Source organism: Arthrobacter sp. C2 (genome assembly GCA_024207135.1).
Taxonomy (GTDB): Bacteria; Actinomycetota; Actinomycetes; order Actinomycetales; family Micrococcaceae; genus Paeniglutamicibacter.
On sequence record CP042428.1, the window covers coordinates 1314242 to 1326562 of the forward strand.

Below are 12321 nucleotides of genomic sequence, written 5' to 3' on the forward strand. Positions count from 1 at the left end.
AGGTTTCCGGGCCGGTGCGGTCAGGCGCGCGGGCCGTTGCCGGACATCATGATGCGGCGCTGGCGCTGGCGCAGGATCGCCATGGCGATGCCGGCGGCCAGGATCAACCCGGCGGCCCCGGCGGCCACCGCGTAGGCTCCGGCATAGCCGTGGGAATCGGCCAGCAGCCCGGCCAGCGAGTTGCCGATGGCGGTGCCCACCACGATCCCCGAGGACAGCAGCGTCATGACCGTGGACAGGCGCTCGCGCGGGGCGATTTCCCCGCCGAGGGTGAAGATCGTGACCAGCACCGGGCCCACGGGGATGCCCACGATCAGCAGTGCGGCAATCATCGGGGCAAGGTCCCCGGGAAGCTGCAGGGCCAGCGCTGCCGGGACCATGAAGATCGCCGCGGCGAGCCAGCGGCTGGCTTGCGGCCATCCGCTGGGCCAGAAGGCCACCGAGAGCGCGGCGATCGCGGAGGTGAACCCGACCGCGGCGTACAGCAGCCCGCCGATGTTCGCGTTGCCCAGCGCCCCGGCAAAGGCCAGGGTTCCGGCGGCACTCGCGCCGAAGAAGGTCCCCATGCCGATCATGCCGGCCACGGCGAAGGAAATCCCGGTGACCTGGTTGGCGCTGAGCTTCACCTTCACGGCGTTCCGCGCCGCGGGCAGCACGGCCTTTTCGGTGCGGTGCACCGCGAAAAGCGGGACCAGCACGATGGTCAGGACCGCGGCGATGGCCAGCGGCAGCCAGGGTGCGACCAGCGCGGCGAACAGGCCCACGGCCGCCGGGCCGAGCACGAAGCCCAGCTCGTCGACCATCGACTCGTAGCTCAGTGCGGCGGAGAGCTCGCGTCCCCCGGTGTCGCGCTTGCGGGTCAGCGCCATCCAGCGCACACGGGCCAGCGGGCCAACCTGCGGGCCGGTGGCACCGGCCAGGATGGCCAGCAGCACTATGACGCCCAGCGGCGCCAGCGGACCGGCACCCCCGAACCAGAGCAGCGCGGTGATCAAGATGGTCTGGGCCACCGCCACCGGGACCAGCACGCGGCGCTGGCCGAATCGGTCCGAGAGGTAGCCGATGGTCGGCCCTCCCACGGCCGAGCCGATCCCGACCATGGCGGCGGCCATGCCGCCGGCGGCGTAGGAGCCGGTCGAATCGATCAGCAGGGTCATGGAGCCGATGGTCAGCATGGCCAGCGGCAGGCGGGCAAAGAAGCCCAGGGGGAAGAAGGCCCAGCCGACCAGCGGCGGAAGCGCCGCATAGGGCGAGGGCTGGGGCGTTTTTTTCCTGGAAACGGAATTACTCATGGTGATGACGGGCACTCCACATACACGCGTGTACCGTCCCTGCCTCCCGCTACACAAAACCCTTGACAAACACCAACCAGTCTAGCGGAGCGCCGCAAGGGTCCCGGTCACACCCCCGCCTGCATCGACACCGTGGAACCCGTGCGTGACTTGTGCACATTGAGCTGGGTGGTGATGCGCTGCTTCATGTCCGCAACGTGCGAGACGACCCCGATGACCCGTCCGCCGCTGCGCAGGTTCTCCAGCGCGTCCATGACCTCCTCGAGCGTCTCGGCATCCAGGGAGCCGAAGCCCTCGTCGACGAAGAGCGTCTCGATGTCGATGCCGCCGCTCTGGTGCTGGATCACGTCGGCCAGCCCCAGGGCCAGGGACAGCGAGGCCATGAACGACTCCCCGCCCGAGAGCGTCTGGGTGTCGCGCCGCACCCCGGTCCAGGAATCAAGGATCTGCAGGCCCAGCCCGGACTTGTTGTTGCCCCGCGGGGTGTCGTCGTGGACCAGCGAGTACCGTTCGCCGGTCATCGCCAGCAACCGCTCGGTCGCCGCCAGCGCCACCGACTCCAGCCGGGCCGCCAGCACGTAGGTGCTCAGCGTCATCTTCAGCCGGTTCTCCCCCGCGCCGCGGGCCAGGTCGGCGATGCCCTTGAGCGTCTCGAAGCGTTCGACGACCGGTCCGGCCTCCACGGCCAGCGCGGCCAGGCGTTCAAGGGCGGTTTCCAGGCGTGCGGCGTAGCTGGCGAGCACCGCCTCGCGGGCCAGCAGGCCGTCGCGTGCCGCCGCGCCCCGGGCCATGGCCTGGCCGGCGGCCTCGATGTCATCCTCGTCCGGGGCGCCGATGCCTTCGGCGGCCTCGGTGCGGGCCAGCTCGATCCCCGGCGCCTCGGCCAGGGTCTTGATGCGCACGGCCGCGTCGTTGTGCTCGCGCACCCGTGCCTGCTCGGTGGATCTCCTGGCATCGTCCAGCTGCAGCTCCTTCCAGGCGGCGGTGTCCGCCGCGCCGATCTCGGCCAGCTTGCCCGCCCACAGGAGCCGCGCATCCTCCAGGGCGGTGCCCGCGTCGAGGCGCACCTGCACCGCGCCGGCCACCGTTTCCAGGGACTTCGCGGCTGCGGACAGGGCCAGGTGGCGTTCGGTGAGGGACTGGCCGTCCCTGCCCAGCTTGGCCAGCCGTGCGGCGAGATTGGTGGCCTTCGCCTCCTCGGCCTGCTTCCTGGCGGCCGCGACCTCAAGTGCGGTGGCGGCCGAGGCCAGTGCCGCTTTCAGGGCTTCGAGTTCGGTTTCGGCCGTTTCCAGCGCCCGGGCCGCGGCGGCGGATTCTCCCGTCGAGGCCAACGCCTGGGCGTGCGCGTCGGTGGCCGTCTTCAGCTCGGCCTCCGCCTCCTGGGTCGAGAGCTCGCCGATCTTGCCGCGGCCGACATCCAGGGCGGTGTCCGCCTGCTTCAGCGCCGTGCGGTGTTTCTCCTCGGTCTTTTCCGCCGTGGCCAGCAGCGCCTGGGCCGCCTCGATGTCCTGGGCCCCGATCAGTTCGCCCTCTGGCAGGATGGCCGGTTCCGGGTGCGTGGTCGATCCGCACACCAGGCAGGGTTCCCCGTCGACCAGTTCCCAGGCCAGTGCCGCGGCCGACTGCTCCAGCCGCAGCGCGACCAGTGCGGCGACCCGCTCCCGCGCCTCAAGGGTTGAGGTGCGTGCCTTGTTCCAGGCGCTGTGCGCGGTGACCTGCGCCTTTTCCGCCTCGGTGCGTGCGGCGACGGCGTCACGGCGTTCGGTGGCAAGCCGGACCGCGGATTCCAGGCCCGGTGCGGATTCGGCGAGCGCGGCCAGTTCCGCGTTCCGGGTGCGCAGGACCGGGAGCTGGTCCCCGAGTGCCTGGATGCGGGTGGAACGCTCCGCCTGCTTGAGGGTGCCGGCCTCGATGTCCTCCTGCAGGGTGTCGATGTCCCGGCGTGCCTGGGCCAGTTCGGCTTCCTCGGGCAGCGCGGCCTCGATCAGGGCCGCAGCGGCACGGGAGTCCTTGGCCGCGTCGCCGGCATGCCCGCCCAGGGCCTCGAGCGACTGGGCTTCTGGCTCCTCGCTGTGCGCGGCGGCGAGCAGGGTTTCGATGACGGGGTCCCGGGCATCCAGTGCCGTCCGGGCCTCGCCGGATTCGATCGCGGACACCGCGTCGGCCAGCCGGTGCTGGGCCTTCTCGGTCTTGCTCCGGGCGTCGAGCAGCTGCTGGTGGTACGGGCGCAGGCCTACGGCGCGGGCGTCGGCCTCCAGCAGCGCCCCGAGTGCGGAAATCTCTTCGGCGCGGTCCTCGTGGGATGCGCGCAGGATTGACAGCTCGGCCAGCTGGCGGTGCCGGGTGGCCCGCTCATCCAGTGCGGTCCGGGCTTTGTGGGCCGCGGCGAGCGCAGCCTCGGCCGAGGCCCGCGCCTCGCCCAGCGCGGTGCGGGTGGTGGCGACGCGTTCGCGCAGCACGGCGCCTAGCTCCGCGTCTTCCCCGGCCTGCAGGTGTTCGCGGGCCTCGGGCGGCAGCCCGGCATCCGGTGCCGTGCCTTCCCCGGGGTCCTGCCCGTGGTCCTCGACGGTTTTCCCGGTTTCGGCGTCGTGGACACCCGCGAACAGCGTGGTCTCGGCGTCGGCCACCAGCGCCTGGAGCGTGGTGGTGCGGGCGCGCGCTGCCTCCTCGGCCTCGGCGCGGGCGGCGGTGAGCCGCTCGCCCAGGATCCGCTCGGTCGCCGCGTACTCGCTGGTGTCAAAGAGCGAGCGCAAAAGGTCCTCGCGGTCCTTGTCCTTGGCGCGCAGGAACGCGGCAAAGGCGCCCTGGGGCAGCATCGCGACCTTGGTGAACTGCTCCCGGTCCAGCCCCAGCACCTCGGTGAGCAGCTGCCCGACCTCGTCGTTGCGGGTGGATTTCTCCACCCAGGTCCCGTCGATGCGTTCGCGCAGCCGGGACTGGGCCTGGGCGGTGGTGAAGCCGTTCTTGCTGCGGGCCGAGGGCCGTTCCCACGCCGGGGAGCGGGTGACCTCGAAGCGCCTCCCGCCGGTGGAGAACTCGCAGATGACCTCCGGCACCGCATCGGGGGCCGCGTGGTCGCTGCGCAGCGACTTGGACCCGGTCCGCACCCCGGGCAGCGAGCCGTAGAGCGCGTAGCAGATCCCGTCCAGCACGCTGGTCTTCCCGGCGCCGGTCTCCCCGTTGAGCAGGAAGATCCCGGCCTCGGAGAGCGCGTCGAAGTCGATGGTGGCGCGCTTGGCGAAGGGGCCAAAGGCCTGCAGCTGCAGCGAATGCACCCTCATGCCTGCACCTTTTCGCTCTTGACCTGGTCCAGCACGGAGACCACCAGTTCTTCCTCGGCCTCGCTCAGGGGCCGCATCCGCACGTGGTCGACGAATCCGGCACAGACCTGGACCGGGGAGGTGGCGGCGGCCAGCCGCTGCGCATAGGAGTGGTGCGGATCCTCCGCCCTGTCCTCGGGTTCGAAGTTCAGCACCAGGGTGTCCGGGAAGCGGCCGCGCAGCCGCTCCATGGCACCGGCGGGCCGGTGGGTGTCGGTCAGGGTGATCTGGCACCAGGCGTCCTGCGCCGAGGCGTAGGCCGGCTCGGTGAGCAGCTCATCGATCTTGCCCCTGAGGATGCGCAGCTCCTTGGATGCGGGCCAGTCGATGCCGCGCACCTCCCCCAGCCCCTTAGGGCCCAGCTCCAGCAGCCAGGCGCCCTTGGAGTGCCCGGCCTCGGAGAACGAGTAGGGGATCGGGGAACCGGAATAGCGCACGTTGTGCCCCAGGGTCTGCCGACCGTGCAGGTGGCCCAGGGCCGCGTAGGCGAAGTCGGAGAAGAAGGAGGTGGGCACGATGTCCAGCCCGCCGATGCTCAGCTCGCGCTCCGAATCCGATCCGGCGCCCCCGGCGGCAAAGACGTGCGCCAGCACGATCCCGTGCACCGGGACGCTTGCGGCTTCCTGGCGTTCGGCCAGGTCCGCGCGGACCCGTTCGAGGGCGGCGGAAACCACCGGCGGGTGCCCGGGCTCGGTGACCGACAGGGACTCGGCGACCATGCGCGGCTCCAGGTAGGGCAGCCCGTAGACGGCCACCTCAAACCCGTCGCCGGCGAACACCGCGGGCTTGGCGATGTCCGCGACCCGGGTGCGCAGGTGCAGCCCGGCATGTTCCAGCAGCGCCGAGCCGAAGCCCAGGCGCAGCGCCGAGTCGTGGTTCCCGCTGGTGACGACCATGCGCACCCCGGTGTCGCGCAGCCGCACCAGGGTGTCGTCGAAGAGCTTCACCGCGTCCACCGAGGGCAGCGCCCGGTCGTAGACGTCCCCGGACACCAGCAGCACATCGACCGCCTCGGCCTCGATGGTCGCCACGAGCCGGTCGACGAATTCACGTTGGGCCCCAAGCAGCGAGGCCTGGTGGAAGGAGCGGCCCAGGTGCCAGTCGGAGGTGTGCAAGATACGCATGGGTTCCACAGTAGCCAGCGGCGGCCACGAGTTGGTATTCGGCCCGGCCCGCCGGTGCAAAACCACTAGACTTGCTTCCGTGAGTGAATCAACTGATCAGTACGCGCTTCCCGCCGATTTTTCCGACCGTGTCTTCGGGGTCCTGCTGGCCGCGGCCGACGGCGCGGCCCATGCCCGCGATGCGCAGGAGCCCGGCGAAACCGAGACCCTGGCCCTGTACCTGCTCGACGGGCTGCTCGAGGCCCTGGAATGGGCCCACGACGGCGTGGCCTCCGACGAGGCCGCGTGCATGTGGCTGGCCGCGCTGCGCTGGTACAAGCTGGTGAACAAGTCCTTCCCCGAGGGCGCACCCGAGCCGCAGCCGCGCTGGATCGATGAGGCCTTCGCCGGCTCCCCGGCCCTGGCCACGGGCGACTCGCAGAACCTGTTGGCCCTGGACAACCGCGACATGGCCTCGGTGGGCCGCCCGCTCTTCCCGCAGGCCGACACCACCGGGGTGCTCACCCGCGCCGCGTTCGTGGCGTTGCTGCCGCGGGTCGATGAGGCCACCACGGCCAAGATCGCCACCGACGCCGCGGCACTGACCCACGGGTCGCCCGCCGCCCACCGGGCTGCCGGGGCCGCGGCCCTGGTGGTGCGCGCCGCCCTGGAATCCGGGACCAGTTCCGTGGACCGCTGGGCGGCCCTGGTGCAGGAATTCGCCCTCGAGGAACCCGCCGACGACGAGGCGCAGGGCACCGAGGCGGACGCCAACGCGTCGGACTCCGCCGAGCGGCACAGCGACGAAGCGACGGCCGGCGAAACGCCGGACCGGGAACCGGTGAACACCGCCGGGGCCGGGCTCTTCCGGGCCGTCACGTACGTGCGCAACGCGCTGGCACACACCGCACCGAAGGCCGCCTACGACGCGCTCTTCGAGGCCCTGGGCGAGGAGCCCGACGTGGAGACCGCCGCGTTTGCCACCACGCTGTTGGCAGCGGTGCTGGGCACCGATGCGGTGGCCCACCGCCCGGCCTCGGAGATCGACCCGGTCCTCGACGCCATGCACGAGCGCTGGATGGCCCTGACCGCCGGGCAGTAGCGGAACACCGATGCCGACCGCGCACCCGGCAGCCGCCCCCACCCGGTGGGGCTCGATGCTGCGCGCGGTGCGCGGGGCCATCGCCGCGGCCCCGTTCACCGCGGTGCTGTGGCTGGTGGTGCTGGGCGGCGGGATCGCGACCGGCGCCCTGCTCGAAGACATCTCGCACCGGGCATGGTTCGCCGCCTTGTCCTACGGGCTGCCCTCCTTCAGCTCCGGGAACTGGCTGACCACGCTCAGCGGCATGTTCTTCCTGGCCGAACCCGTGGCCTACCTCAGCGTGCTGCTGCTGATCCCGCTGTCCGTGGGCTGGCTCGAAGCCACCCGAGGCACGCGCACCGCGGTGCTGGCATTCTTCGGCGGCCACATCGCCTCGGTCCTGCTGACCGCCGCCGTCCTGCTGCTCTTCCGCGACCTGGGCTCCGAGTGGATCGATGCGCTGGCCAACGACGTCGACGCCGGGCCCTCCGGGGGCATGTTCGCCTGCCTGGCCCTCGCGGCCTGCCACGTGCGCCAGCCATGGCGCGGCCGCTGGCAATTCTTGCTGCTGGCCTTCGCGGTGCTGGGCACCACGCTGGTGGGAGAGATCTCCGACCTGGAACACAGTGCCGCGATCCTGCTGGTGCTGATCCTCAAGCACCGCAGCATGTCCCGGCCCAATGTGCGCGAGCAGCGCTTCATCGCCTGGGCGGGCCTGCTGGGCCTGGTCTTCGTCCAGATCCTGACCCTCGTGGTGCCCACGCACGGACCCTTCGGGCCCACCCGGGCCGGCGGCGGGCACATCGCGGTGCTCATCGACGCGGCGCTGGCCATCGCCCTGGCCCGCGGGCTGCGCAACGGGCGGCGCATCGCCCTGGTCGGCGCCCTGGTGCTGGCGGTGCTCAACGTGCTGCGCGGCGCCCTGGGGATCACCCTGGTGGTGACCATGGGCCCGCAGCTGCCCCAGGCGCACCTGGCCTCGCTGGCCGCCGCCCTGGCCGGGCTGTGGGTGCTGATGCTCGGCTACCTGGTGGTCTGCTGGCGGGCCTTTGGCCTGCGGCCCGTGCGGAAGCTGCCGGCCGATGCGCATGCCGAACCGATCTCCCGCCCCGAGGTGGTCACCGAGCTCAAGCGCCACGGCGGGGGCACGCTGTCCTGGATGGGGACCTGGGAGGGGAACGCGCACCGCCGATCCCCGGGCGGATCGCTGCTGGCCTACCAGGTGCATGCCGGCTGCGCGATCGCCCTGGGCGACCCGGTGGGCCCGGCCGCCGACCGGGATGCGGCGATGCTCGACTTCGCCCGGGCGGCCGAGGGAGCCGGGCTGGTCCCCTGCTTCTTCTCGGTCACCGCGGCCCCGGCGGCGCCGGTCGATGCCTTCCGCAGCATGCAGATCGCCGAGGACACCGTCATCGAGCTGGCGCACCTGGAATTCGCCGGCAAGGCGTGGTCCGATGTGCGCACGGCGCTGAACCGCGCGGCCCGCGAACAGGTGTCCTTCCGGCTGACGGCGCTGATCGACGAGCCGGAGCCGGTGCGCGCTGCGCTGGAGGAGATCTCCGAGTCCTGGGCCGGGGACAAGTCGCTGCCGCCGATGCGCTTCACCCTGGGCACCCTGGCCGAGGCCGCGGACCCGGCGGTGCGCGTGGCCCTGGCGCAGGATCCCGACGGCACCGTCCAGGGATTCCTCTCCTGGCTGCCGGTGCATGGCGCCGGGGGAACCGTGGTCGGGTGGACGCTGGATCTGATGCGCCGGCGCGAGGGCGGGTTCGGGCCGGTCATGGAGTTCCTCATCGCCTCCTCGCTGCGCACGTTTTCCGCCGAGGGAGCCGCCTTCGCCTCGCTGTCCGGGGCGCCGCTGGCCCATGCCGTGCACGGCGCGGGGACCGAACCGGTGGACCGGGTGCTCGCCGCGCTGGCCAGGGCCCTGGAACCGGTCTACGGGTTCGGGTCCCTGCACGCGTTCAAGGCGAAGTTTTCCCCGCGCATCGTGCCGATGTACCTGGTGTACCGCGACGAGTCGGATCTGCCGCGGATCGCCGGGGCGCTGGCCCGGGCATACCTGCCCGAGGCCAGCGTGGGGCAGCTGGCGCGCGAGGGGTTCGGCGCGCTGCGCGTGCTGCGCGGAAGGCGCTAGGCAGCGGCGGCCACTCGCGCGCGCGCCCGCGCGCGAGGACACGCACGCGCGCGGAGCCGGCCGGCTCAGGCGGCGTCGAAGCCGTCGATCAGCTGCAGGAATTCGCCCTCGGACAGGATCGCCACGCGCTGCCCGGCCTCCTGCAGGCGCAGCACCCGCTTGGCCTTGCCGGTGAGCCGGCCGGTGGACAGGTCCTCGGGCACGAAGCCGTCGCCGACCACCAGCACCGTGGTGGCGCGGGTGACCCGGCTGGCGGTGTTCGCCCCGCGCTCGGCGGAGCGGTCCTTGGCGACTTGCCGCGAGATGCGCAGGTTCCCGGTGAACACCACCATCTCCCCGTACAGCGGGTGCGCCGGGTCGGCCTGCGGGTTTGCGGTGCGGTCCTCGCCCTCCTGCGGCCACGCGGCCCACTCGGGCTGCACCGGCACGCGGTTCCCGCTGGCGGCCCAGCCCCGGGCGTCGCGGGTGGCCTTGGACAGTTGGTCGCCGGGCACGTAGGCCGGGGCGAAGCCCATCTTCACCTTCAGCGCCTCGGCGGCCGCGGCCACATCCCCGGCGTCCTGGCGGCGGGCGATGTCGATCATGATGTTGGCGCAGGCCCGGGCGTCGGCCAGCGCGTCGTGGTGGTTTTCCATCGGCGAGCCGGCCTCCTCGGCCACGAAGGGCAGCGAGTAGGAGGAGAGCTCGTAGGTGCGCCGGGACATCTTCACGGTGCAGGCGTAGTCGAAGGCCGGGCCGGCCAGTTCGGAGACCTCCAGCGCGGAGCGGATCACGCCGAGGTCGAAGGCGGCGTTGTGCGCCACGAGGGTGTCGGTGCCGATGAAGTTGGCCATCGGGGTGAACAGTTCCCCGAAGCGCGGGGCCTCGGCGACCATGTCCGCGGTGATGCGGTGGATCATCACGTTGCGCGGATCGAAGTGGTCGAATCCCTCCGGCGGGCGCATCAGCCAGGAGGCCTCCTCGACGATGGTGCCGTTGCGCACCCGGCTGAGCCCGACGCTGCAGGCGGAGCCACGGAATCCGTTGGCGGTTTCAAAGTCGATCGATGTAAAGTCCAGGGCCACGCACCAAAGGATACCGTCGATCCCCCGCACCTCGGGCACCGCGACCCGGGCATGTGGCGCGAATGACACCGCACACGGCACGGCGAACCCCGGCGAGAAGGGTCGCAGCCCTTGTCCCGCCGGGGTTCGCACGGTGCGCCTCGCCTAGGTCGTGGCCCGGCGCAGCGTCAGGTAGGAGCCGCCGGCCAGCGCCACGCACACCAGGCCCAGCACGATCGACAGGCCCAGCACCTGCATGGCGGCGAACCAGGCTCCCACCTGGGGCCAGGCGTCGTTCAGGCCCACCGCCGCGAGCACGCCCAGCAGCAGCGCCGCCACCCCGATGCCCGCAACCAGCAGGCCGGTGGCCTTCCAGCGCAGGTACACCGTGGCGCCCCAGAACCCGATCATGAACAGCAGCACCATCGCCACGAAGTAGAACAGGACCTGGATGACGGGGTGGTTGCCGGCAATCCAGTCCAGCGCGAAGAGCTGGCCGTTGAAGCCCCAGCCGCCGGTGGCCTTTTCCACCAGCCCCAGCAGGTAATAGAGGATCGAGTAGGCCATCGCGATCGCGGCAAACAGCCCCAGCGTGCCCAGGTAGAAGGTCCTCCTGGACACGCTCATGGCCTGCGAGAACGGGAAGGTGTAGGTCAGCGACTGGATGCCCAGCGCCAGAAAGTACCACATGACCGCCTGGCCGGACCCGGAATACAGGGTCCCTTCCCGGGCACCGGGAGGCAGCATCGCCCAAATGGCGAAGGTCAGCAGGGTCGATCCGAGCAGGATCGCCATCGGGATCCCCAGGAACGTCCATTTGTTGATCAGCTGCATGCGCGCAACCTTGATGACGCGGTTCATTTCAGGGCCTCCTGGTGGTTCTCGAGGGGGGTTTCGGCCTGGGCGGCCATGGTGGTGCGCACGACCAATTGCTGCAGCGGCACCGGGGACAGCTCGAGCCCGAGCTCGGCGGCCATCGAGCGCTGTGTCTGCCCCAGCCTGCCCTGGATGGTGACCGAGGCCAGGGAGCCGAGCGCATCGCGGTGCAGCACGCGGTAGCCGCCGATGAAGCCCTCGACGGCCTCCCGGTTCCCGGTCACCGCCACGGCCGAACCGCGCAGCGAATCGGCGTCCTCGTCGAGCAGGATCCGGCCCTTGTCGATCACCACCACATGCTCCAACAGGTTCGCGATCTCGTCGATCAGGTGGGAGGAGAGCACGATGGTGCGCGGGTGCCGGGCGAAGTCCTCGACCAGGCGGTCGTAGAAGATCTGCCGGGCCACCGCGTCGAGCCCCAGGTAGGGTTCGTCGAAGACCGTGATTTCCGCCCGCGAGGCCATGCCGATGATGACGCCCACGGCCGAGAGCTGCCCGCGCGAGAGCTTCTTGATCCTTCGCGTCAGCGGCAGCGCGAAGTCCGCCACGAGACCGTCGGCCAGCTCCTGGTCCCAGTGCGCGAAGAACAGCGCAGCGGCCTTGAAAGCCTGCGCGGGCGTGAAGTCCTCGGGGTACTTCTGGGATTCGCGGATGAAGCAGATCCGCGCGAGTGTCCCGTCGTTCTCGTAGGGGTCGGTCCCGTGGATCAGCACCTCCCCGCTGCTGGGGAATCCCTGGCCGGTGAGGATGGACATGAGGGTGGTCTTGCCCGCCCCGTTGCGCCCGAGCAGGCCGTAGATGCGGTCCGGCTCCAGGGCCAGCGTGACGCCGTCAAGGGCGGTGACGTCGCGGAAGGACTTTTTCAGGTTCCGCACCTCGATGGCGGGCTCGGATGGGTGCCTCATTGGATGACACTCCCTTCGGCTGCAGCCGCAGCCAGTGATTGGCGGACCATGTCGCTGAGCTGGTCCCCGTCGATGCCGAGTTTCCTCGCCTCGCGGGCCAGCGGCTGGATGTATTGGACTTGGAAGGCGCTGCGCCGGATCTGGAGCAATTTCTCGCGGGCGCCGCTGGAGACGAACATGCCGATGCCTCGTTTCTTGTACAGGATTCCCCGCTCAACCAAGAGGTTCACGCCCTTGGCCGCGGTGGCCGGATTGATGCGGTAGTAGGCCGCGAACTCGTTGGTCGAGGGGACCTGCGTTTCCTCGGCCATCGTGCCGGCGACAATCTCGGACTCGACCAGTTCCGCGATCTGGATGAAGATCGGCCGCGAATCATCAATGGCGCTCACGACGACCAGCCTTTCTTGACACGCAACGATCCCACGAGCCTGATTGGTTCAGTGGTTCATTACTCATGTAACTAACCTAGGGCGGCGGGAACCGGTTGTCAACAGGAATCGGGCCACCTGCCCAAACGCGGGCGACATCGCGCGCCGCCTCCCGCCGGGCAGCAAAAAGCCCGGC

9 protein-coding genes are annotated in these 12321 nt (G+C 70.9%); 2 read left to right on the top strand and 7 right to left on the bottom strand.

What is annotated here, in order from left to right:
- Positions 1-20 precede the first annotated feature (20 nt).
- The 3 genes from FPY90_RS06120 to FPY90_RS06130 all read right to left on the bottom strand — a co-directional run bounded on the left by FPY90_RS06120 (position 21) and on the right by FPY90_RS06130 (position 5736).
- The gene (locus FPY90_RS06120) at positions 21-1292 is read right to left on the bottom strand and encodes an MFS transporter (RefSeq protein WP_498684496.1); all 1272 of its coding nucleotides are present in this window, start codon (positions 1290-1292) and stop codon (positions 21-23) included.
- A gap of 107 nt (positions 1293-1399) precedes the next feature.
- Positions 1400-4573, bottom strand: a complete 3174-nt coding sequence (locus FPY90_RS06125; protein ID WP_498684498.1) for an AAA family ATPase — start codon at positions 4571-4573, stop codon at positions 1400-1402.
- Positions 4570-5736 carry an exonuclease SbcCD subunit D gene (locus FPY90_RS06130; protein ID WP_498684500.1) on the bottom strand — a complete coding sequence of 389 codons (1167 nt, stop codon included), beginning with the start codon at positions 5734-5736 and terminating at the stop codon, positions 4570-4572. The genes FPY90_RS06125 and FPY90_RS06130 overlap by 4 nt, the downstream gene beginning before the upstream one ends.
- A 79-nt stretch (positions 5737-5815) precedes the next feature.
- Here FPY90_RS06130 and FPY90_RS06135 point away from each other — a divergent pair, with 79 nt between their 5' ends.
- Positions 5816-6817 carry an ADP-ribosylglycohydrolase family protein gene (locus tag FPY90_RS06135; protein ID WP_498684502.1) on the top strand — a complete coding sequence of 334 codons (1002 nt, stop codon included), beginning with the start codon at positions 5816-5818 and terminating at the stop codon, positions 6815-6817.
- A 10-nt stretch (positions 6818-6827) separates the two neighbouring features.
- Positions 6828-8933, top strand: a complete 2106-nt coding sequence (locus tag FPY90_RS06140; RefSeq protein ID WP_498684504.1) for a bifunctional lysylphosphatidylglycerol flippase/synthetase MprF — start codon at positions 6828-6830, stop codon at positions 8931-8933.
- A gap of 65 nt (positions 8934-8998) precedes the next feature.
- Here FPY90_RS06140 and FPY90_RS06145 read toward each other — a convergent pair whose 3' ends face one another.
- The 4 genes from FPY90_RS06145 to FPY90_RS06160 form a co-directional block, all read right to left on the bottom strand.
- Entirely contained in the window at positions 8999-9997 is a 999-nt protein-coding gene (locus FPY90_RS06145; RefSeq protein WP_498684505.1) for a 3'-5' exonuclease, read from the bottom strand.
- A 144-nt stretch (positions 9998-10141) separates the two neighbouring features.
- Positions 10142-10837, bottom strand: a complete 696-nt coding sequence (locus FPY90_RS06150) for a hypothetical protein (protein ID WP_498684506.1) — start codon at positions 10835-10837, stop codon at positions 10142-10144.
- Positions 10834-11757, bottom strand: coding sequence for an ABC transporter ATP-binding protein (locus FPY90_RS06155; protein WP_498684507.1), 924 nt, complete (start codon positions 11755-11757; stop codon positions 10834-10836). Before FPY90_RS06155 ends, FPY90_RS06150 begins: the two co-directional genes overlap by 4 nt.
- Positions 11754-12146 carry a GntR family transcriptional regulator gene (locus FPY90_RS06160; RefSeq protein ID WP_498684508.1) on the bottom strand — a complete coding sequence of 131 codons (393 nt, stop codon included), beginning with the start codon at positions 12144-12146 and terminating at the stop codon, positions 11754-11756. Before FPY90_RS06160 ends, FPY90_RS06155 begins: the two co-directional genes overlap by 4 nt.
- Positions 12147-12321: the final 175 nt, after the last annotated feature.

What these genes read in the sequence shown, in the direction of transcription:
- FPY90_RS06140 (WP_498684504.1), top strand. Translation starts at nt 6,828, where the DNA reads ATGCCGACCGCGCACCCGGCAGCCGCCCCCACCCGGTGGGGCTCGATG.
- FPY90_RS06150 (WP_498684506.1), bottom strand. Translation starts at nt 10,837, where the DNA reads ATGAACCGCGTCATCAAGGTTGCGCGCATGCAGCTGATCAACAAATGG.
- FPY90_RS06130 (WP_498684500.1), bottom strand. Translation starts at nt 5,736, where the DNA reads ATGCGTATCTTGCACACCTCCGACTGGCACCTGGGCCGCTCCTTCCAC.
- FPY90_RS06155 (WP_498684507.1), bottom strand. Translation starts at nt 11,757, where the DNA reads ATGAGGCACCCATCCGAGCCCGCCATCGAGGTGCGGAACCTGAAAAAG.
- FPY90_RS06120 (WP_498684496.1), bottom strand. Translation starts at nt 1,292, where the DNA reads ATGAGTAATTCCGTTTCCAGGAAAAAAACGCCCCAGCCCTCGCCCTAT.
- FPY90_RS06125 (WP_498684498.1), bottom strand. Translation starts at nt 4,573, where the DNA reads ATGAGGGTGCATTCGCTGCAGCTGCAGGCCTTTGGCCCCTTCGCCAAG.